Raw genomic sequence first — 21,401 nt, 5'->3', positions numbered from 1 at the left:
TTTGATTGGGCGCTATACAAAATTAATTACTACTAATTAATTCAGCTTTTTCAATACGCGATCTTTTCTTGGTAAGTAATAATTATCGTAATCAAGTGACACTATAACGCGCTCTGCTTTTCCTAATAACTCGTTACGCGGAATTAAACCTATTACACGCGAGTCAGCGCTATTGTCGCGGTTATCGCCCATTGCTAAGTAATAATCATCAGGAATTGTAATTGCATCAAACCCCGATAAACGTGAAGGAATATTTGCCACTCTTATCGAATGCTCTAATCCGTTTAAATCTTCAATTTTATCAAGTGAGTCTATGTTGCTGCGCTGATCTGCATAATTAAGTTTTTTACCATTAATAATGAGCTCATTATTTTCAAGCGCAACGGTGTCTCCTGGCACACCAATTACACGCTTAATTAAACGGTTATCGGCAGCTTGTGAGTCAAAAACAATAATATCACCAGCTTGTGGATCCGCTAATTTAAGTAATTTTATGTGCGTAAATGGGACGCGAATATCGTAGGCCATTTTATCGGTAAGTATTCTGTCACCTTCTTGAATGGTCGGTTTCATTGAGCCTGTTGGTACTTCGTACCAATCGGCAACAGCGCTTCTAAATACGCTCATCAGTGCAATAAATACGATAAGAGAGCGGTTATTTTTCCAAAACTTATAAACTAATTTCATGCCTATTCCCTTCAATTGAACAAGTCTTTAATTAAGTAACTGTTTATATGACTTTGCTAATTAGCTGCAGTTCAATCAATGATGTAACAAAACATGTTGACTACTAATTTTAATTGATCGATTAAATTTAGAGCGTCGTAACATTTAACGAAACCAACGGGTATTAACTTAAAGGAAAATAAAATGTTTAAGAAAATTACTACTGCATTATTGTTTACAACTGCAAGCCTTGGATTTACTACAATGGCTTATGCTGATCATCATGGTATGAAAAAAGACGTTGTTGAAGTAGCCGTTGAAAATGGTTCGTTCACTACTCTTGTTGCTGCTGTTAAAGCCGCAGGTTTAGTTGAAACACTGCAAGGTAAAGGACCCTTTACTATTTTTGCACCAACAGATGCTGCATTTTCTAAATTACCTGAAGGCACTGTAGAAATGTTACTCAAGCCTGAAAACAAAGATAAGCTAACGGCGGTATTAACTTATCACGTAGTGTCTGGAAAAGTGATGGCAGCCGATGTAATGAAGGTAGATAGTGCGAAAACACTACAAGGCCAATCAGTTATGGTTAAAGCCGACAGCATGGGCGTAATGATAAATGACGCTAAAGTTGTAAAAGCTGATGTAAAAGCAAGCAACGGCGTAATTCATGTTATCGACACAGTACTACTTCCAAAAGAGTAGTCATAAAAGAATAAGCCAACTAAAAAAGCATAAGTAAATACTTATGCTTTTTTATTTATTTTTGTTTCATGACATAACAAATTATTGATTTAGTTTTTCTTTCGCTTCTCTTACTTTTTCAAAATCTAAACCAAGTTCGTCAGTCGCTTCTTTAATAAGGTGCGGTTGAGTCATTACGACTGCCATTAGTTGCTGTAGTTTTTCTGGCGGAATACCAAGCTCTTGAACAAGCGCCATTGCCATCATTGGGTTTTGAGTAAACGCTTCAAACAATGCTTTTACTTTTTCGTCGCTTACATTGTGCTCTTTAAGTATTGCTAGTATTGGATTCATTATTAAACCTTAAGTGTTTTTTATAGGGCTTAGTATATGGGCTAAACCCTAAAATTAAAGAGTTACTCTACAAGTAAAACAACTTTACCAGCATTTTCATTACGCTCTAAAATAGCATGAGCTTCGTTTGCGTCGCTCCAAGGCAATGTTTTATACAGGTTAAAGTCGTACTTTTTAGTGGCAATATCATTGTAAAAACGCGCTACAAAGTCGTCGCGCACCTGGCGTTTAAACTCAATACTACGATTTCTAAGCGTTGAGGCATGAAACGAAATACGTTTGCGTAAAAGCGCGGCAAAATCAACTTCTGCAAAACGTCCATCTAAAAATGCAAGCATTACAATTTGGCAATCCATCGCTGCAATAGCGGCATTTTTATTTAAGTAACTCCCCGAAACAGGATCTACAATTGCATTTGCTGTTAACTCATTTGCTTTCATATATTCTACAAAGTCGGTGGTTTTGTAGTTAATTGCATGATCGGCACCGAGTTCTTTTGCGTGTTGGCATTTGTCATCCGTACCAGCGGTAATAACTACGGTAGCACCTGCGCTTTTAGCCATTTGAATTGCTGCACCGCCCACACCACTAGCACCTGCATGGATAAGCGCTGTTTGCCCTTTTTGCAATTTACCAAGCTCAAATAACGCGCCAAATGCTGTTAAATACACTTCGCTTATTGCAGCGCCTTCAGCCATTGTTACATCATCGGGTAATTCCATTAGCTGTTTTGCATCAACGGCTACATATTCACTGTAAGCGCCACCAGCACACAAAGCAAAAACACGTTTATTAAGCCAAACTCTATCAACTTTACCGCCAATATCGCTAACAACACCGGCACATTCTAAACCTAAAATAGGGCTATCTCCCGCTGGGGCCGGGTATTTACCTTGGCGCTGCATGCTGTCTGCACGGTTTACACCTATTGCTGCAACTTTAACAAGTACTTCATGGCTCTTTAAAACCGGTTTTTCGGTTTCACTAAATGCAAGATTACCATCTTCATGAGAAATATATTTCATTGTTGCTCCAAGTTTAAAAACTGTAATAACATATAGATGGGGATGAACACAGATTCAAACAACCTCAAAAGCGCCAACTTTGTTTGTAAGGATAAACATCGGGTAGATAACCATTGTGTACTTGTTGCTGACAACCTTGCCAAAACGTCGCTAAAAACAAGTTACTGTGCTCATTATTAAAATAATTAAACGCAATCTCGTTGGCGCTAAAAAACACCTTAAATTGGCTCGGAAATATATCGTTTTCAGCTATATCAAAATACGAGTTACTACTTAGCTCTTCGAGTGCATTTTGGGTTTGTGGCACCTCTCTAAAGTTGCAATCGGTTAGTGGGCAAATTTCGTCAAAGTCGTAAAACACCACTCGCCCCCATCGCGTTACGCCAAAGTTTTTCATTAGCATGTCGCCCGGAAATATATTAGCACCGGCTAATTCTTTAATTGCTTTACCGTAATCATGCATAACTCTCTCTAAGGTTTTGTTATCGCATTGGGTAATATATAAATTAAGCGGGGTCATTTTACGCTCAACATAAACATGCTTTAAAATAAGTGCCTTGCCAGATATAACCATGCTGCTACCAATTTGGCTTTTCATCTGCTCAAGCAGCTCGTCGTTAAAACGGCTTAAATCAAACGCTAAATATCTAAATTCGTGTGTGTCTACCAAACGACCAACCCTATCGGCTTGTTTTACAAAGTTATACTTTTCTTTCACTTGTGCTTTGGTGGCTGTTTTTGGCGCACTAAATTTGTCTTTAATTACTTTATAAACGTAATCTAGCCCTTCAATAGTAAATACCAGCATTACCATACCTGGCGTCCCTGGTGCTGTGACATACTTAAAGTTGGCTGGACTATTTTTAGTCGTATCAACCTTGTGTCGATAAAACTCAGTTTTGGCGTGCTTTATAAAACCAATGGCGTTAAATAACTCAAAACGTTGTTTATGTGGCATTAACACACTTAAGTAATCTACATAACGAGCGGGCTTATCGGTATCAACCATAAAATAGGTGCGTGCAAAACCAAATAATAAACTTAATTGATCGGCGCCCATCATTACAGCATCAAGCTTTAGTCCCTCATCGGTATTTAAAATAGCGATAGCAAAAGGCATATTGTCGCCATTTTTAGCAATGCAGCGCCCAATTAAATAACAGGCTTTGTTTCTAAAAAATAATGAGTTGGCGTATTCAATATACCCATCGTTTAAATTTATAAGTTCGTACACCTGTTTGCATTGCTGCTTAGCGCCTTGCATTAACGTACTTTGTAATGTGGCTACATCGCGTTCTAAATTACTAAATGGCACTCTAAATACTTGATTAGTAATAAGCGTTTTAACGGCGTTATTAAACCCATTATGTAGCGATACCCTGCTCACTAAGCTTTCATAAGAGCGTGGCTCACTACGATACTTTGCTTTTAATACAAATAAATGCACAGTACGAATTTTTTTATCGTCCCAAATTGCGCCAAACGTTGAGTTAAAAAAGGTATGCGCAATAGGTTTATTTTCATGATTTTGTACCATATCGCCATAAATATTTTTAGCTAACTGCCACGTTTGCGGGCAAGTAAGTTCAGCGTAAGCAATAACTCTCACGGCTTCACTCACGTTTTTTACTTCGCGCTCATACACTTGTAAACGTTCACGCATAGCACTTTGTACACTGTGATACTGTCGTTGCTCAAACCGGCTTTGTGCACCCAGTGTAATATTTAAAAATTGCGAAAACATCGCCTCAAATCCAGCAAAAACAGATCGTGCAAGCTTACTGGCTACAACGTGTTGTAGCGCATTATTAGATTGATTTGTTAGCCTATTTTGCATAAATACAGCACTTATATTGATGCCAGTTATGGCGGTTATTTTTTATTAATTGTTTACACCTTAGCAAGCAGGCTTTAATTTAGATAATTAATAAAGCATATAAATAGCATTGATCTAATGAATATAAGAAATGTCGATCTTAACCTTCTCGTTTATTTAAATGTGTTAATAGATGAAAAAAGTGTTTCAAAAGCTGCAAATAAACTCGCGCTTACTCAACCGGCTATGAGTAACGCATTAAAACGTTTGCGCGATTTATTTGACGACCCGCTACTTGTGCGTGCCGCAGGCTCTATGACGCCAACGGCAAAGGCACTTGCATTAAAGCCCGAAGTTGAGGCCCTATTAAAAATGGCTGAAGCTATTACGCAGCCTAGTGAGCAATTTAACCCTACAACCGCTGAAGTTACCTTTAGAATAATGGCAAACGACTACATAGAGTCGACCTTAATAGCCCCTTTTATAACTGCGCAGCTTAGTAAAAATCCAGGTATTAATTTTGATGTATTAAGCCCAAGCGACGTAAACCTGCAAGACATGGAAAAAGGCACTATTGATTTAGCAATAAACCGCTTTAATGGCCTACCACGCTCGTTTCATCAAGCCAGTGTATGGCGAGATAACTACTGTTGTTTAACCCATCCTAAAAATACATTTTTACAACAATCAGGGTTAGACGACTACTTACAAAAAGAACATATTTGGGTAAACCGTGCAGGTTGGGGGCCGGAGGCCGCTGTTACTAATAAATCGGGAAAGCAAAAATTAGGCTGGGTAGACGAAGCGCTTTGGCAACTAGAACAAACCCGTAAAATACGTGTTTTTACTCGCCACTACATGGTCGCAAGCCTGCTTTGCCAATCAGAGCAACTTATTGCCACCCTACCGCGCAGGCAAGCTAAGCTATTAACCTCTCATACTGATTTAGTAATCAGCCCTGTACCATTTCAAATAGTGCCTATTGAAGTAAAAATGATATGGAGCCCACTGCTGCACCATGCCCCTGCACACCAATGGTTAAGACGTGAGTTATTAGCGTTTGCTAAAACGATTGCAGATAGGTAATTAAGAGCAAACCTTTAATTAGCACTCAAGAGCCTAATGCGAGTGCCTGTGCTATGTACTGAATCATCTGATTTTGAGCTAATAGCTTGGTTAGCATTTTAAATACATTGAGTTAAAAACTACCTAATGAAAAAGCTAGAACTCAAATACAATGTTCGCTAAAGAATTGAATCAAAATAGGTACTGCGTTATTCTTAATTAGTAATATAAAGCCAATAACTTTAGATACTCGTTATCAAGAACCTACGACATATTAAAAAATGGAATTATATGTACCAATACTTATATTTAAAGTGTTCACTTATAATGAGCAAGGCCACTAAAATTAGCTTTCTTCCTTTCTCTAAAGTTGAAACTGATAATTTAAAAACCCTCTTATTTACTGCACGACTTTTTGTTTATATAGCTCTTGCATACTTTTTGAATGGGTTAGGTACTTTTTTATATGATGTTCATGAAGTTGTTAATTTATACAACTTTGAACAAACTTGGAGCGTAATATTTACAAATATTCATCAGACTCTACTATTGAAAAAATTATTATGGGAGATGTTATTTAGCGCTGCTATATTAGCGACTGGAGGTATATTGGCTGCAATAGTTTCATTCGAGCTTAAATATGAAAGTAAAAGTGACTAACCTCAAGTCTTTGCTACATTAAAATAAACTTAATCGGATTATAAAAATACCATTAAATAACAACAACTTAAAAATCTTGCTGTGTAAATGTTATTTAAGAGCCTTTTAAGGAAGATTATTATAAATATTGATTACTCTGCTTATTCACTTAGTGAATTAAACGAAGCACTTGAAAGTATTGACTCACATAAATATCCAGAGAACTATAAACGACTTAAAGATGAATTAGCTAAACCAAATCGTAACGAGCCGAAATCTGCGCAACAAATAGTAATAGCTGAAAATAACACTAAGAAAATAAGTAAAGCGCTCCTGTGTATTGTTTTAGGTTTGTTTATTCTTTTACGCAGCTATTTTAATTACGAAAGTGGTGTCATTTATAAGAGATACAATGAGCCGGCAGTGGCATCTTTAGAAAGTAACCCGAAAAAGTTTTATTTATTTCTTTTTTTCACAATTGGTGCCGGAGGTTTTATTACGGCATATGGTATTCATACTTTATTTTCTAAAAAAGAATATAATGATAAACAAACTTAATAATAAGAATACTGCAAATATAATTTTTGCTGTCTTTCAAAAATCCTATGCTATTGAGGCTAAACTGATCGGCGCGCATAACTTTCCTCCTTTAACACGTAATACTGAAGATATTAAAAAGTCAGAAACAACCTTTTATGGCTACAGCGAAAATGAATGCTTAGCAGCAGTTATAGAAGTAGATATAAACAACGAGTTTTTAGATATTTGTAGTTTAACCGTTGATCCTAGCTATTTTAAAAAAGGTATCGCAAGTAAGCTAATAAATTATGTTCTAGCAATGGGTGATTTATCTCATGCAAGAGTTGAGACTGCAGTTGCTAATACTCCTGCAATAAATTTATATAAAAAGCATGGTTTCGTGGAATTCAAAAGATGGACTCCTTCACATGGTATTGAAAAGCTGGCTATGTCGGTTGTAATTTAAATCAGTATTTCAAAATAGGTAATTTATAAATGGATAGTGCATCAATAATTGCGTGGAGTGTTTTGTTTGGCGGCATAGGTATTGGCTACCTTACTTACGGGCGAAGAAAAAAAGCCGTAGTGCCACTTTGTATTGGTTTGTCGTTATTGGTTTTTCCGTACTTTATGACCAGTGTTAGTATGCTGCTGATTGTAGGCGCTATTTTAGTGGCTATTCCCTACTTTATTAAAATTTAACATTGCTATTGCTATTGCTATTGTTATTGTGACGGCTAAATAAAATACACGCGAAAAATAAAAAAGCGCCACGGTATTCAACTTTGGGAAAATACCGTGGCGCTTTTGGAAATCGTCGATATAGGAATCTACCTACAGTGTATTATTAGCAAGCTTAGTACCAACTTCATAAAATAATTAAAATTCAATGAAAACAATTAACTAAGATTCCTTCTTTATTCCTCAACTCCTCCCCTTGTTCCAGTTTTGTGCACACCTTCACCGCATTGCACCAAATTAATTAGTATTATTTAGATATGTTTTCTATTTTTTATTTAGTTTTTAAACTTACTATTGATAAAATCAATATCAGTTATTGAAAACAACAATTTTATTAATAATACACTTAGCGCTAGAGTGAAGTTAAGCCAACAAACTAAGAGTAATTATTATGACAACAACTTCTTTCACACGCCAAGACGGATTATTCATCGATGCTAACTTACATCAGTTCATTGAAGAGCAGTTATGCACTAAAGCTAACACCACTGAAACTTACCAAGCGTTAGCTACTTTAGTTGATGAGTTTGGTTGCAAATGCCGTAAAACAAAGCACCAACCAGATGATGTATTAGAAGTTGATACATTATTAAACGCATACCAACTTAAAAATCATCCACTTTGCCATGTTGATGCACAAACTACGGAAGCCGTTTTAGACGAATATTGCTGCCAGGTTCCTGCAATTATTGTTGTTGCGTTAATGGATACGCTTAGTGGTACGCAGTGCGATGAACCCCAAGCACATGAGATTTACCATCGTGCAGCGCAGTTAACCAACCGCCCTTGTATGCACAGAGTAAAAACTGCCTCAGCAGCTTAATAATGAATGTATTTAAAAGTGCTCGATAACCTTCTTTGCAAAGCCAGTACAAGTTAAGGTTGTCGAGTTATGAATACTTGAGTTATCGCTCTGCTCTTGCGCTAAATCAAAGGTTACTTCACCGCTTTTAAATGTTTGCTCTAACGCATTTTCTATGAGTAATGCGGCTTCGTCCCATCCCATAAATTTAAGCATTAATACCGCACTTAAAATACTACTGCTGGGGTTTGCTTTATTTTGCCCTGCTATACGTTCAAACGTGCCATGTGTAGGCTCAAAAAATGCGACATCGTTATTTAAATTTGCAGCGGGCATTATGCCAACACCGCCAACTTGTGCACTGAGCATATCCGCTAAAAAGTCACCATTTTGGTTAGTAGTCACCACTACATCAAATTGCTCTGGATGCATTAAACATTGTTGCAGCATGTTGTCGGCTATGACTTCTTTAATAATTAAGGGCGCTTGGTGTGTTCGCTCTATTTGCAACCAACGCCCATTTTCATGTGCGGTGGCATTAAACTCGTTTTGTGCAAGTACAAACCCCCAACGCTTAAATGCCCCATCGGTAAATTTAAGTACATTACCTTTGTGCACTAGTGTTAATGATTCATTATCGTTTTTAAGTGCATAGTTAATTGCAAAGCGCATTAGTCGCTCAGAGCCTTCTTTAGATATATTTTTAATACCAATTCCGCACTCTTGTGAAAACCTTAAGCGGGTTACGCCCATTTCCTCACATAAAAAATCGAGCATTTTTTCGCTTTCTACACTGCCTGCTTGCCACTCAATACCTGAGTACACGTCTTCGCTACTATCACGAAGCACTGTTATGTTTGTTAAAAAAGGGTTTTTTAAAGGAGAAGGGAGTGCACTAAAGCCTTTTATAGTGCGCATATTTACAAACAAATCCATTTCTTGCCTGAGTGCAACATTAAGAGATCGAAAGCCACCACCCAGTGGTGTGGTTAACGGCCCTTTTATGGCAATTTTACAGGCACGTACCGCGTTAATTGTTTCTTGCGGAAACCAATCACCGTCATACAGCTTTGCGGCCTGCTCGCCATTATAAACCTGCATCCAATGAATTTTCCGTGCACTTTTATAACAATACTCAATTGCACTATCAACAACATGGCGCATTACCGGCATAACATCTAGACCCACGCCATCGCCATCAATAAAGGCAATTATAGGTTCTAACGGTATTTGCCAATGTCCTTGTGCATCAATAGTGATATTTTGGCCGTGCTCAGGAACGTGAATATGCTGATACGTCATGGCTAAACCTAACTTAAAATAACGATTAATTGATTAAACCATGCTTAGCTAGGAGTGTCTGTATTTGTACTTTTATAGTTACTATCATTTTAAAAAATAAAGAATTAGGCGTGATTATTTATCCATTTAGTTGGTCTTGTATATTAAGCCTGGCGTACCAGTTATTAAATTACAGTGGAGCATTTTAATGAAATTCTTTTTTGTACTGCTACTATCAATCAGCTCTTTTAACGTATTAGCCGTTGAAGTGGTCATACATAACCTTAGCTCGCTCTCAAGTAATGCTCAAAATACGGTGTCTACATGGGTTAATCAAAGTGTTGAAAAAACACAAAATACACTGGGACCTTTAAAACAAACCACATTACCTATTTATTTAAAACCGCAATACTTTGCTTTTGAGCCTGTACCTTGGGCTACAGTTAAGCGCAATAACCCCGATGGGCTTGAACTACATATAGATCGCTATGCCAGTTTAAATGCATTCACTAAAGATTGGACGCTATACCATGAACTTTCGCATTTATATTTGCCGCTACTTCCCTACTCCGGTTTTTGGCTAAGCGAAGGTTTTGCCAGTTACATGCAAAACGTAATAATGCGTAACAGCGGTATAATTACCCAGCCGCAATTTGTACAACGTTTAAATGCAGGATTTGATCGTGCCCGCATGCAAACTAAAACTAAAACACAGCCACTTAATGAGCTCTCTGCCGATATGTGGAAACAACGAGCCCAGCAACGTGTTTATTGGACAGGTGCGGCTTTTTTTGCACAGGCCGATTTGGAGCTACAAAAACAAGGTTTATCTGTCGCGGGTATAATAAAACAGTATCAAGTATGCTGTAGACCCGCTCGATCTAGTGCTAAAACCTTTATAAAAGAGTTAGATAAGCTATCCGGTAGTAGCGTTTTTACAACGCTGTATGCAAAATATAATACCCGCACCGATTTTCCTGATATTAGTAAAGAGCAGCTAAACACGCTTTAACGGCTGCTCTGTTTTATATAGTTACTATATTCAACAAGCCCTTGCGCGTTAAAATTGGTTGAGTACTCGTTCATAAAACCATGCAAAAAATTGGTTTTATAGCACTTAACATTCGCTTTGGTGCTTAAAGCTTTAATAACTTCATCAACATTAAAGTGACTCTCACTTGCTGGAAATATGAACTCACAGGGTACTTTTGCGCTTAAATTTAAATTATGTCTAATTTGCGACGGGTAAAAGCCAATTAACTTTTTAAGGTGTGTATTGCCTGTTAATAACTGTGCCCGCCATGCTGCACTTGCCCCTGCACTAAAAGCAATACACGTGGTGGGCAATTTTAAACTCTCAAAGCATTTTTGAAGTTTGTCGGTGTATTTATCATGGCCACACTGCTGTATAAAATTGTTGTAACTATCTTGTTCACTTTCAATAGCTTGAAACTTGTTATTATAAGGGTCAACAATAACTAAATTTGAACTAATTGCCTGTGATAACCTCCTTAAAGCAGGGGTTAAACCATAAATATCACTCACTATTAGGTAATTCATACTTATCCTTTGGTAACTAAAAATGGGCTTTGTAAGCAGTTGATAAGATTTATTATAAATATTTTTACAAAAATAGCTTGCACACAATTTATATATAAGTTACCTTCCCCCTCTGGTTTAAAGAAACCGCCGCGGTTAACCATTTACCCTGATCCAGTAAGCCCCGCAAAACGTATATTTGAAAGCTAAGTTATTGTACGGCGAGAACCCCTTGAATAATACCGAGATGATTTTTTACTATCATCGCAAAAGTGTCATAAAGATCGTCAACACTGTAATGAAGCTAAACACAACATCGTTAATTTATTAACTGCAATTTGCTATAAAAATATAGCGCAGAATAAATAACAAGAATAAAGTGAGTTTTATTATGTCTTATAAATATAATGGGTCTATGATCCAAATCGCACATCCAGTGCAATCAATTTCAGTAAACAAACATCGTGTAATCTTTAGTGATACACAAGGTTTAAAAAATGCATTGTTTCAAAAAGCGAGTGATGCACGCCAGTTTGTTAAGTGGCTAAAAGCTAACTAAGCAACACATAACTTTAATTGCCCTTTTATTATTGCAATTATTGATAAGATATTATGCCAGCCTCGTTGCTGGCATTTTACTTTTTAGCTCTTTATTGGTTACAATAGTTTTACAATAATAATTACTGGCAGCTGTTGTAATGCTCCGTATATTTTTAACTTTCTTACTTTTTTTCTGTCTGAGCTCAATAGGCAATGCTAGAACCATAAACTGGCTAGCGCACGACTTTGCACCCTATTATATTTTAAATGGTCAATATCAACACCAAGGCCGTGACGAAAGCATAATTTCATTACTTGAAAAACAACTTCCTAATATTACCTTTAACCGCATGCTTATCCCCTCAGGTAAAGTAATCCAAGAGCTATCTAATACTTCAAATAATGTTTGTGCGTTATCCCTTTATAAAAATGATTACAGAAAAGAGCATATTTATTTTACAGAGGAGAGCTCAACAACGGGCCTCTCGCCTTCAATAGCAATGCACAAAAGACTCGCCAAAGCGCTAAATATAGCGGAATCAAAAGAAGTATCACTACTCAATTTAATACAAGATAAAAAACTAACTCTTGGGATCTCTATGAGTCGCTCTTATGGCCAAGAGATAGATACATTGATAAACAGTACGCCTAATATAGATTTAGTAATCAGACCCACTCGCGATAGCCTAGCGAGCCTCACATATATGCTTAACCTAAAACGAATTGATATTTTACTGGGTTACCCAAGCGAGCATTACTATTTAGCTAAATCAATGCACTTTGAAGAAAACTTAACGCAGCGTCCATTAACCGAATCACCCGCGTTAAGTTATGGTTTTATTGGCTGTACTAAAAACGAGCAAGGCGCAGAAGACATTGCTATTCTTAATGAGCAGCTCAAAGTTATTAAAAAAACGCAGGCTTATAATGATTTACTCATGCGCTGGTTGCCCGAGCATTTAAGGCCGCTATTACAGTCACGTATTAATAGCGCAAAATAAGCAAATTCGAAGTCGCTTAATTTGAGTTTCTGTTAAGCAAAAAAAACGCCACAGTAAGTGGCGTTTTTATATTTAATAATGGTATTACTGACGAACGCCTTCTATTGATAAAATAATATCAACATGAGTAGATGCAGGTCCTAAGTTATAATCAATACCGTAGTCGGTAAGTTTAAGGCTGGTTTCGCCCTCAAAACCTACGCGGTAGCCGCCCCACGGATCTTTACCTTCGCCCACTTTATCTATTTCAAAGGTAATAGTGTTAGTTACGCCGTGCAGCGTGAACTCACCGGTTACATCAGCCTCTTCGCCGTCTTCATCAAATTTAATACTCGTGCTTTTAAATGTCGCTTTTGGGTATTTATCTACATTTAAAAAATCTTTACCATGTAAATGCTTATCGCGCTCTGCATGGTTAGAGTCAAGGCTTGTGGTATCAATGTTTACCATAATTTTTGACGCATCAGGGTTTTTAGCATCGTAGCTAAATGTGCCGTCAAAAGTATTAAAACGACCATATAACCAGCTGTAACCTAAGTGTTTAATTTTAAAATTAACAGATGCGTGCCCGCCTTTTGTGTCAATAACATAATCAGCTGCATTAGCGGCTGTTGCCGATAACATCATTGCAGCCGAAACGGCTGTGCTTACTAATAATTTTTTCATTTTAATCATCCTTTAATGGTTTGATCATTCTGATTAAGGTTTTATCTTTATCGATAAAGTGATGTTTTAACGCCCCTAGTGCATGCAATACTGCAAACCCGATTAATGTGCACGCGCCATAATAATGTACTTTTCCTGCAATATCGGCTTGGTCATCAAAAGCAAAATCAAGCGCTGATACGTTAAATAAGGTAAACACTTCTATTGGACGTCCGTCTGCGGTTGATATTAAATACCCAGCAACAACAATAACGGCCAAAATAATATACATAGCAATATGCGCAGTATGTGCTAATTGGTTCATGCCTTTACTCTCACCTAATGGTTTAGGTTGTGTAGATAAAGCACGCCATAAAATTCTAAATAAAAATACGGCCACAAGCGTAATACCAATACTCTTATGTAAATCGAGTGAACCTTTATACCAGCTATCGTAATAAGTAAGCTCAACCATATATAAACCTAAACCAAACAGGCCAAAAATAGTCAGTGCCATGAGCCAATGTAAAATAATGGCGACAAGTCCGTAAGATGAAGGTGTATTTTTAAACATGTGTAACTTCCTATAATGCTATGACGTTACAATATAGTGCACAGCCGTAAATGAAAATAACATTTACAAACACTTTACGTGCGTATACGCACAGAACTTTATTATTTAGAGTCAGTTTTGCAAATAGATGATTAAACAGATAAGTTTATAGGGTGGATTGTTCGCTTAAGCTGACATAAATTAAGCTCTCAGGGCTTACTTGCAAACAGGTAACAAGTCCTTCTTTAATAAGCTCAAGCATAGCTATAAAACTAACCACTACACCACTTCGCCCTTCATTTGGGGTAAAAAGCGCATTAAATACCACTGCCGAGTTTGCTTGCGATAGTTGCTGTAATATTTGACTCATTCTCTCTCGCGTTGAGAGTACTTCAGCAGTAATTTGGTGATGCTCAAACGTTTTTGCGCGCGCCATTACATCACTCAACGCCAGCATTAAGTCTTTAAGTTCAAGTTCGGGGAGTTTTTGAGTTGTGTCTTCACGTATTGGCATAGCGGCATGCGCTATAAAAATATCACGACCAACACGAGGAATGTCATCGAGATTTTCAGCGGCTTTTTTAAATAGCTCATATTCTTGTAAACGCTTAATAAGCTCAGCGCGAGGATCTTCTTCCTCTTCTAGCTCTTCGTGTACAGGTAATAATAAGCGCGACTTAATTTGTGCAAGTAACGCAGCCATTACTAAATATTCGCCAGCAAGTTCGAGTTGAAACTCGGTCATCATTTCTACATAACTTACGTACTGCTCTGTAATACTAAAAATAGAAAGTTCGAGTACATCAAGCTTATGCTTTTTAATTAAATAGAGCAGTAAATCGAGCGGGCCTTCAAAGGTTTCTAATATTATTTCGAGCGCGTCAGGTGGAATGTATAAATCTTCAGGTTTGTCTACAACCGCTTTACCATGCAAAAAAGCCAGTGGCAGCTTTTGCTGCACTGGCTTTTCACTATTTTTTGTATTCGCAGTGCTTTCGCTCACTCGCTATTACTCAAACGGGCTTGTATCACCACAGCCAACACGCAAAATCTTGACTTCATCTTCCGACAAATCGATTACCGTGGTTGCTTGCTCGGCTAAGTGGCCACCGTGAATAATTAAATCAACGTGTTTATCTAATCGCTCTAATATTTCATCAGGATCTGATTCTGTAAACTGCTCACCTGGTAAAATTAAAGAACACGACATTAACGGCTCACCAAGTTCGGCGAGCAACGCGCAAGCTATTGGGTGCTCAATTACACGCATGCCAATGGTTTTTTTCTTGTCGTTTAATAAACGTTTAGGGACTTCTTTTGTGCCTTTAAAAATAAAGGTATATGGCCCTGGCGTATTATTTTTTATTAACCTAAATAGCTGGTTATCTACGCGTGCGTAAGTAGATAGCTCCGATAAATCACGGCAAACTAGCGTAAAATTATCGTTTTTTTCAATACCACGAATACGCTCTATGCGCTCTTTGGCTTGCTTATTACCAATGTTACAACCGATGGCGTAGCCCGAATCTGTTGGGTAAACAACAACGCCGCCTTGTTTAATAATATCAACGGCTTGACTAATCAGTCTCGGTTGCGGGTTATCAGGATGAATATGAAATAATTGACTCATGTTAATGCCCCTTCTTCTCCTTCCCAAGCTTGCCAAACACCTTGGCAGTCTTTTGGTAGGTATAAATTTTTGCCAAGCTCTAAATAGCTTGTCGGAAAATGAAAATCAGACCCTTGCGAGCAAAGTAGTTCGTACTCACGGCTGAGTTCACCTAAAAATTGACGTTCGCTTGGCGCCTGTTGAGGTTGTGCAACTTCCATTGCGTCCCCTCCTACACTTTTAAATTCTACTAATAATTTGCGTAGCCACTTGTTTGACATTTGATAGCTACTTGGATGCGCTAGTACAGCAACACCACCAGCGGCATGTATGGCCTCAATAGCGGTTTGCATAGTGCACCAGCAACTTGGTACGTAGCCTGTTTTGCCACGCCCTAAGTACTTTTTAAAAACACCCGGGAAATTTTTAGCAACACCGCGCTCAATAAGGGCGCGTGCAAAATGTGCACGCGTTATTTGCGCGTCTTTTGCCAGCTCTTTAGCTTGCTCGTAAATGCCATCAAAGCCATTTTTTGCAAGGCGAACACCAATCTCTAGTGCACGCTCTTCTCGCTTTTGCTGCTGAGCTGATAATAAAGAGGTAAGGTCAATATTATTAATATCAATATTTAAACCTACAATATGAATTTCGAAGCTTTCCCATTTAGTAGACACTTCGGTACCCGTTATTAATGAAAGCGGTAAATTTTCGGTTTTAATAAATTGCTGCGCAGGCTTAATAGCCGCCACAGTGTCATGATCGGTAATAGCAAACACATCAATATTTTTATCAACAGCGCGATGCAATAATTCTTCAACCGTTAAACGCCCGTCTGAATGTGTGGTATGGCTATGTAAATCATATTTTATCAAAAGAAAACTGCTTAAAATTAAGGGTTACTGGTGTTTATGTAAGTATAACAACTTTTTTGACTAAATTGTTTTAAATAAACACTTGACACAAAAGCATAAGATACGTTTTACTGTAGCCACTTTCAGACACATTAAGAATTAACAATAATGATCAATTCAAACTTAAACACTATTTGGTGGTGGCACTCGTAATTATCGGGTGATGAATTGTCGTGTCTAACAAAAATTCAAAACCCGCAACTATGCGGGTTTTTTTATAACTAAATTTTACGAAACGTATACGTTAAAAATATTTAACAAATTTTGAGGCAGAAAAACATGAATAACGGTCTTACTCTTACACATCGTTGGTGGTGGCGCCTGATATAGCGGGACGGTAATGATCTGTTTGTAATTTAGATATCGTTATTCAAACCCCGCATTGCTAAAGCATTGCGGGGTTTAATTTTTTGAGGGAATGAGGTTTGATTTTTAGTCATATAACTACCACACCAGGCGAAGTAACAAGCATTACGCAAGTACGCGACTATATAAGTAGTCCACTTGCATTATACGCGGCACTTGATAAGCCTAACTCACTACTGCTTGAATCGGCTGAGATTGATTCTAAAGACAGTGTAAAAAGTTTAATTTTAGTCGACTGTGCACTGCGCATTGTATGCCAAGGTAAAACAGTCACTATTACTGCTCAATCTAATAATGGGCAACAGCTTCTAAGCTACTTGCAGGCAAATGTTAAAAGCTGTGACGCTACTTTAGACGGCGCAACACTTACCCTGTGTTATTTAGACACTAGCGGCGATACTGACGAAGCGAGTAAACTAATTGCAGATAATGCATTTAGCGCTCTGCGCACTTGTATTAACAGTATAAAAAGCACAACTAACAATCCATTTTCGTTATTTTTAGGCGGTGTATTTGCCTACGATATGGTAGCAAACTTTGAGCAGTTAAGTGATGTACCTGATGGCGAAAATACCTGCCCAGATTACGTATTTTATTTAGCCGAAACCTTAGTTGTTATTGATCATCAAAAACAAACAACCGAACTCATTGGTAATGTATTTAACGGCCCAGACGTACATGCAAATTGCTTTGAAGTAGGCAAAGAGCTAGAGCGATTAAATACACTGTGCGATAACGCCTCAGAATTTAGTGCGGATATGCAAAGTGGCGAATGTGAGGTAAGCGTTGATATAGACGATGACACTTACTGCGAGCAAGTGGTTAAGCTTAAAAAGAATATTGTAGATGGTGATATTTTTCAGGTAGTGCCATCGCGTACATTTTCACTACCTTGTCCTGATCCTCTGCACGCTTATAGCCAGCTTAAAAAGCAAAACCCAAGCCCGTATATGTTTTATATGCGCGATGAAGACTTTGCTTTATTTGGCGCATCGCCTGAATCAGCACTTAAATACACAGTGCAATCTCAGCAAGTTGAAGTATACCCAATTGCTGGCACTCGCCCACGTGGCAAATTTGCTAATGGGCAAATAAACCCAGACCTAGACAGCCGCATTGAGCTCGAACTTAGAAACGATCAAAAAGAGCGCGCCGAGCATTTAATGCTTGTCGATTTAGCCCGTAACGACGTAGCCCGCATTAGTGTTGCAGGTACTCGTTTTGCCAAAGAGCTATTAAAAGTAGACCGCTATTCACAAGTAATGCATTTAGTGTCACGCGTTGTTGGCACACTAAAACCCGAGCTTGATGCACTGCATGCGTACCAAGCTTGTATGAACATGGGCACGCTTGTTGGTGCACCAAAGGTTCGTGCTGCTGAGCTTGTTCGTCAAACTGAAGGTAAACGCCGTGGCAGCTATGGCGGCGCAGTAGGTTACTTAACCGGTGATGGCGCAATGGATAGCTGTATTGTTATTCGCTCAGCTTTTGTTAAAAATAATAAAGCGTATGTGCAAGCAGGTGCCGGTGTCGTGTTTGACTCAGATCCTATTTCAGAAGCAAACGAAACTCGCGCTAAAGCACAAGCGGTTATCACCGCCATAAAATCTACGTATAAGGCGGTATAAAATGAGTAAAGCGAATCCTATCAAAATCTATTTTTTAGATAACTTTGACTCATTTACATATAACCTTGTTGATGAGCTTATGATGCTTGGCTGCGAACTGGTTGTTTACAGAAACAACATTAGCGCTGAGGTTATTTTTAACAAAATGCGCCAAGAGCAAGGCCAAGTGCTATTAGTACTTTCGCCTGGCCCTGGAACACCAAGCGATGCAGGCTGTTTAATGGAGCTTATTGAGCTCTCTAAAGGCCACTTCCCAATGCTAGGCATTTGTTTAGGCCAACAAGCATTAACACAAAGTTACGGTGGAGTAATCGGTCACGCGGGTGAAACCGTACATGGTAAGTCTTCAATTATTAATTTAGGCGAGCACCCTGTATTTGATGGTATGGGCAATACAATGCCTGTGGCACGTTACCATTCATTAATGGCAACAAAAGTGCCTGATAATATTGAGGTTATTGCCCAGTACGAAGATATCCCTATGGCTATTTATCATCATGATGACAACGCATTAGGTTATCAGTTTCATCCAGAATCAATACTAACGCCAAACGGCGCAATGCTACTTCAGCAAAGTGTCGCTTACTTAACACGCGCTAAATAAAAGAGGACATTATGAGTACACAACCAGAACAACCCATAAATGTTCAACACGCTATTGAGCAACTAATTACTGGGCAATCATTAAGCTACGCAGACACCAAAGCGCTTTTTGATGAAATAATGCAAGGTAATATGAGTGAAATTGAGCTAACCGCCCTACTTATAAGCCTTAAAATTAAAGGCGAAGTAAGCGACGAAATTGCAGGCGCTGCAGCCTCAATGCGCGAAAACGCCGTTGCTTTTACTACCAGCAGTACGCAACTTGCCGATAGCTGTGGCACCGGCGGCGATGGCTCAAACACAATTAATATAAGCACAACAGCAGCCATAGTTGCCGCTGCTGCTGGTATTAACATGGTAAAACATGGTAATCGCAGTGTATCGAGTAATTCAGGCTCAGCCGATTTACTCAAAGCCCTGGGCATTAATATAGATATGAGCCCAGAGCAAGCAGCAAAATGCCTTGAGCAAACCAATTTTACCTTTTTGTTTGCACCGCACTATCACAGTGGCGTACGCCATGCGATGGGCGTACGAACATCGCTTAAAACACGCACTATTTTTAATATTTTAGGCCCGCTTGCTAACCCAGCAGCACCTGAAGTGCAATTGTTAGGTGTGTATAACGAAGCGTTGTGTATGCCAATGGCACAAACACTTAAAACCCTTGGCACAAAGCGCGCTATGATTGTTCATGGCTCGGGCACTGACGAAATAGCCCTACACGGCCCAACAACGGTAGTTGAGCTAAATAATGGCGAGATTACGCAGTACACACTAAACCCAAGCGACTTCGACCTTGCAAACTATTCACTTGAACAACTCGCTGGTGAAGGCCCACAATACAACGCAAATGCTAGCCTCGCCATCTTGCAAGGCAAAGGCACAGATGCACATAATGCTGCTATTGTGGTTAACGTAGCTGCTCTTTTATACCTAACAGGTAAAGCAGAAACGTTAAAAGAAGGGGCAAAACAAGTACAAACATTATTAAGTTCAGGGCAAGCCATGAACACACTAAGTGCAATTATTGAGGTAAGTAATGGCTAATGTATTAGACAAAATTGTTGCTGATAAAAAATTAGAACTAATTGAGAGAAAAGCTGCGCGCCCGCTTGAAAGCTTTAGGCATCTTGCAGTGCCTACAAGCCGTAGCTTTTATAAAGCACTTGCAGCACCTGGCACTCAGTTTATTTTAGAGTGTAAAAAAGCATCGCCTTCAAAAGGGTTAATTAGAAACCCATTTGATTTAACTGAAATTACCTCAGTTTATAAAAAATATGCTACCTGCATGAGTGTGTTAACTGATGCTAAATATTTTCAAGGCAGCTTTGACTACCTCGAATTTGTGCGCAGCCAAGTAGAACAACCGCTTATCTGTAAAGACTTTTTTATAGACGAGTACCAAGTGTACATGGCACGTATTTATGGCGGTGATGCTATATTACTGATGCTTTCGGTACTCGATGACGAAAGCTATAAAGCACTGCATGCTGTTGCCGATTCACTTAATATGTCGGTGCTAACAGAAGTAAGTAATGAAGAAGAAGTACACCGCGCACTTGCGCTTGATGCACAAATTATTGGTATTAATAACCGCGATTTACGCGATTTAAGCACCGATTTAGCCACTACTGAAAAACTACGAAAGCTTATTCCGGCTGATAAAGTGGTTATTTCGGAATCGGGTATTTACACCCATCAAGACGTAAAACGTTTAGCTCCATTATGCGATGGCTTTTTAATTGGCAGCTCACTTATGGGCGAGCGTGATTTAGAGCAAGCATGTCGCCGTGTTATTTTAGGTGACAATAAAGTATGTGGTTTAACACGTAGCCAAGATGCACAAGCGGCATATCAAAACGGTGCTGTTTATGGTGGTTTAATTTTTCATCCTAAATCGCCTCGCTATGTCGATTTAGATTGTGCAAGAGAGCTGAGCCAAAGCGCACCACTTAACTTTGTTGGTGTATTTGTAGATGCCCCCATTGAGCAAGTTACTCAATACGCAAGTGTGCTAAAATTAGCGGCAGTTCAATTACATGGCCAAGAAAGTGACGATTACATTGCTGAGTTGCGTACACAGTTACCAACTAATTGCGAAATTTGGAAAGCCCAAGCAATAAAAGATGCATTGCCAACGCCTGTAAATGGGGTTGATCGACACCTTTACGATACGCACAGCGATACACAAGCTGGCGGTACAGGTAAAGCATTTGATTGGTCGGTGCTTAGCGGCGCAACTACACCATTTATGCTCGCTGGAGGCTTAAATCCAGACAATATTAAAGATGCGCTTTTTAAAGGTGCCTTAGGCCTTGATTTAAACTCAGGCGTTGAAGAATCTGCGGGTAAAAAGTGCCCTAACAAATTACATAATGCTTTCACAAGCATCAGAAATTATTGAGGTTAAA

The 21,401-nt window shown here is 38.6% G+C and carries 25 protein-coding genes; 14 read left to right on the top strand and 11 right to left on the bottom strand.

Going from position 1 to position 21,401, the window contains the following annotated elements:
- Positions 1-36: 36 nt before the first annotated feature.
- Positions 37-687, bottom strand: a complete 651-nt coding sequence (gene lepB, locus L659_RS0109840; protein ID WP_007582535.1) for a signal peptidase I — start codon at positions 685-687, stop codon at positions 37-39.
- 183 nt (positions 688-870) lie between these two features.
- Here lepB and L659_RS0109835 point away from each other — a divergent pair, with 183 nt between their 5' ends.
- Positions 871-1,371: a fasciclin domain-containing protein gene (locus L659_RS0109835; RefSeq protein ID WP_007582534.1), complete on the top strand. Its 501-nt coding sequence runs from the start codon at positions 871-873 to the stop codon at positions 1,369-1,371.
- Positions 1,372-1,452: 81 nt separating this feature from the next.
- Here the strand turns inward: L659_RS0109835 and L659_RS0109830 are convergent, their stop codons facing one another.
- The 3 genes from L659_RS0109830 to aceK all read right to left on the bottom strand — a co-directional run bounded on the left by L659_RS0109830 (position 1,453) and on the right by aceK (position 4,566).
- Positions 1,453-1,704, bottom strand: coding sequence for a DUF2999 family protein (locus L659_RS0109830; protein WP_024590429.1), 252 nt, complete (start codon positions 1,702-1,704; stop codon positions 1,453-1,455).
- Positions 1,705-1,766: 62 nt separating this feature from the next.
- Entirely contained in the window at positions 1,767-2,729 is a 963-nt protein-coding gene (locus L659_RS0109825; RefSeq protein ID WP_024590428.1) for a zinc-binding dehydrogenase, read from the bottom strand.
- Positions 2,730-2,793: 64 nt separating this feature from the next.
- Positions 2,794-4,566: a bifunctional isocitrate dehydrogenase kinase/phosphatase gene (aceK, locus tag L659_RS0109820; protein WP_024590427.1), complete on the bottom strand. Its 1,773-nt coding sequence runs from the start codon at positions 4,564-4,566 to the stop codon at positions 2,794-2,796.
- 117 nt (positions 4,567-4,683) lie between these two features.
- Here aceK and L659_RS0109815 point away from each other — a divergent pair, with 117 nt between their 5' ends.
- The 6 genes from L659_RS0109815 to L659_RS0109790 all read left to right on the top strand — a co-directional run bounded on the left by L659_RS0109815 (position 4,684) and on the right by L659_RS0109790 (position 8,332).
- On the top strand, positions 4,684-5,631 hold the full coding sequence (locus L659_RS0109815) for a LysR family transcriptional regulator (RefSeq protein WP_008138369.1): 948 nt from the start codon (positions 4,684-4,686) through the stop codon (positions 5,629-5,631).
- A 306-nt stretch (positions 5,632-5,937) separates the two neighbouring features.
- Positions 5,938-6,270 carry a hypothetical protein gene (locus L659_RS0109810; RefSeq protein ID WP_155945820.1) on the top strand — a complete coding sequence of 111 codons (333 nt, stop codon included), beginning with the start codon at positions 5,938-5,940 and terminating at the stop codon, positions 6,268-6,270.
- 87 nt (positions 6,271-6,357) lie between these two features.
- Positions 6,358-6,807 (top strand): hypothetical protein, encoded by a 450-nt coding sequence (locus L659_RS0109805; protein WP_024590425.1) that lies wholly within the window; start codon positions 6,358-6,360, stop codon positions 6,805-6,807.
- Positions 6,791-7,234: a GNAT family N-acetyltransferase gene (locus L659_RS0109800; protein ID WP_024590424.1), complete on the top strand. Its 444-nt coding sequence runs from the start codon at positions 6,791-6,793 to the stop codon at positions 7,232-7,234. The genes L659_RS0109805 and L659_RS0109800 overlap by 17 nt, the downstream gene beginning before the upstream one ends.
- A gap of 29 nt (positions 7,235-7,263) precedes the next feature.
- On the top strand, positions 7,264-7,470 hold the full coding sequence (locus L659_RS0109795; RefSeq protein WP_008169332.1) for a hypothetical protein: 207 nt from the start codon (positions 7,264-7,266) through the stop codon (positions 7,468-7,470).
- Between the two features lie 430 nt (positions 7,471-7,900).
- The gene (locus tag L659_RS0109790; protein WP_007582519.1) at positions 7,901-8,332 is read left to right on the top strand and encodes a hypothetical protein; all 432 of its coding nucleotides are present in this window, start codon (positions 7,901-7,903) and stop codon (positions 8,330-8,332) included.
- A 12-nt stretch (positions 8,333-8,344) separates the two neighbouring features.
- Here L659_RS0109790 and icd read toward each other — a convergent pair whose 3' ends face one another.
- Positions 8,345-9,613, bottom strand: coding sequence for an NADP-dependent isocitrate dehydrogenase (gene icd / locus L659_RS0109785; RefSeq protein WP_024590423.1), 1,269 nt, complete (start codon positions 9,611-9,613; stop codon positions 8,345-8,347).
- A 187-nt stretch (positions 9,614-9,800) separates the two neighbouring features.
- Between icd and L659_RS0109780 the strand changes: the two genes are divergently transcribed.
- Positions 9,801-10,604: a M61 family metallopeptidase gene (locus L659_RS0109780; RefSeq protein ID WP_024590422.1), complete on the top strand. Its 804-nt coding sequence runs from the start codon at positions 9,801-9,803 to the stop codon at positions 10,602-10,604.
- On the opposite strand, the gene L659_RS0109775 is transcribed toward L659_RS0109780, so the two are convergent.
- Positions 10,601-11,152 carry a hypothetical protein gene (locus L659_RS0109775; protein ID WP_024590421.1) on the bottom strand — a complete coding sequence of 184 codons (552 nt, stop codon included), beginning with the start codon at positions 11,150-11,152 and terminating at the stop codon, positions 10,601-10,603. The two genes, L659_RS0109780 and L659_RS0109775, sit on opposite strands and share 4 nt — an antisense overlap.
- 370 nt (positions 11,153-11,522) lie before the next feature.
- Here L659_RS0109775 and L659_RS1000000123785 point away from each other — a divergent pair, with 370 nt between their 5' ends.
- Both L659_RS1000000123785 and L659_RS0109760 read left to right on the top strand, forming a co-directional pair.
- Positions 11,523-11,690, top strand: coding sequence for a hypothetical protein (locus tag L659_RS1000000123785; RefSeq protein ID WP_002961566.1), 168 nt, complete (start codon positions 11,523-11,525; stop codon positions 11,688-11,690).
- A 139-nt stretch (positions 11,691-11,829) separates the two neighbouring features.
- The gene (locus L659_RS0109760; protein ID WP_024590420.1) at positions 11,830-12,672 is read left to right on the top strand and encodes a transporter substrate-binding domain-containing protein; all 843 of its coding nucleotides are present in this window, start codon (positions 11,830-11,832) and stop codon (positions 12,670-12,672) included.
- Between the two features lie 84 nt (positions 12,673-12,756).
- On the opposite strand, the gene L659_RS0109755 is transcribed toward L659_RS0109760, so the two are convergent.
- The 5 genes from L659_RS0109755 to rnm all read right to left on the bottom strand — a co-directional run bounded on the left by L659_RS0109755 (position 12,757) and on the right by rnm (position 16,351).
- Positions 12,757-13,338: a YceI family protein gene (locus tag L659_RS0109755; protein ID WP_007582505.1), complete on the bottom strand. Its 582-nt coding sequence runs from the start codon at positions 13,336-13,338 to the stop codon at positions 12,757-12,759.
- Between the two features lies 1 nt (position 13,339).
- Complete coding sequence (locus L659_RS0109750; RefSeq protein ID WP_002961572.1) at positions 13,340-13,891, bottom strand: cytochrome b; 552 nt, start codon at positions 13,889-13,891, stop codon at positions 13,340-13,342.
- A gap of 145 nt (positions 13,892-14,036) precedes the next feature.
- Entirely contained in the window at positions 14,037-14,873 is an 837-nt protein-coding gene (locus L659_RS0109745) for a segregation and condensation protein A (RefSeq protein WP_024590419.1), read from the bottom strand.
- 6 nt (positions 14,874-14,879) lie between these two features.
- Positions 14,880-15,500 carry an L-threonylcarbamoyladenylate synthase gene (locus L659_RS0109740; RefSeq protein ID WP_024590418.1) on the bottom strand — a complete coding sequence of 207 codons (621 nt, stop codon included), beginning with the start codon at positions 15,498-15,500 and terminating at the stop codon, positions 14,880-14,882.
- Positions 15,497-16,351 (bottom strand): RNase RNM, encoded by an 855-nt coding sequence (rnm, locus tag L659_RS0109735; protein ID WP_024590417.1) that lies wholly within the window; start codon positions 16,349-16,351, stop codon positions 15,497-15,499. The genes L659_RS0109740 and rnm overlap by 4 nt, the downstream gene beginning before the upstream one ends.
- Positions 16,352-16,815: 464 nt before the next feature.
- On the opposite strand from rnm, the gene L659_RS0109730 reads away from it, so the two are divergent.
- From L659_RS0109730 to trpCF, 4 genes are read left to right on the top strand one after another with little or no spacing between them, the layout of a single operon-like run.
- Positions 16,816-18,384 carry an anthranilate synthase component 1 gene (locus L659_RS0109730; protein WP_024590416.1) on the top strand — a complete coding sequence of 523 codons (1,569 nt, stop codon included), beginning with the start codon at positions 16,816-16,818 and terminating at the stop codon, positions 18,382-18,384.
- Between the two features lies 1 nt (position 18,385).
- Positions 18,386-18,988 carry an aminodeoxychorismate/anthranilate synthase component II gene (locus L659_RS0109725; protein WP_024590415.1) on the top strand — a complete coding sequence of 201 codons (603 nt, stop codon included), beginning with the start codon at positions 18,386-18,388 and terminating at the stop codon, positions 18,986-18,988.
- Between the two features lie 11 nt (positions 18,989-18,999).
- Positions 19,000-20,037 carry an anthranilate phosphoribosyltransferase gene (gene trpD, locus L659_RS0109720; RefSeq protein ID WP_024590414.1) on the top strand — a complete coding sequence of 346 codons (1,038 nt, stop codon included), beginning with the start codon at positions 19,000-19,002 and terminating at the stop codon, positions 20,035-20,037.
- Positions 20,030-21,394 (top strand): bifunctional indole-3-glycerol-phosphate synthase TrpC/phosphoribosylanthranilate isomerase TrpF, encoded by a 1,365-nt coding sequence (gene trpCF / locus L659_RS0109715; protein WP_024590413.1) that lies wholly within the window; start codon positions 20,030-20,032, stop codon positions 21,392-21,394. The genes trpD and trpCF overlap by 8 nt, the downstream gene beginning before the upstream one ends.
- Positions 21,395-21,401 lie beyond the last annotated feature (7 nt).

This window comes from Pseudoalteromonas sp. S8-8 (assembly GCF_000497875.1).
GTDB classification, from domain to species: Bacteria; Pseudomonadota; Gammaproteobacteria; order Enterobacterales; family Alteromonadaceae; genus Pseudoalteromonas; species Pseudoalteromonas arctica.
The sequence above is the reverse complement of the archived record's forward strand: the minus strand, read 5'-3'. Positions and strand labels throughout refer to the sequence as shown.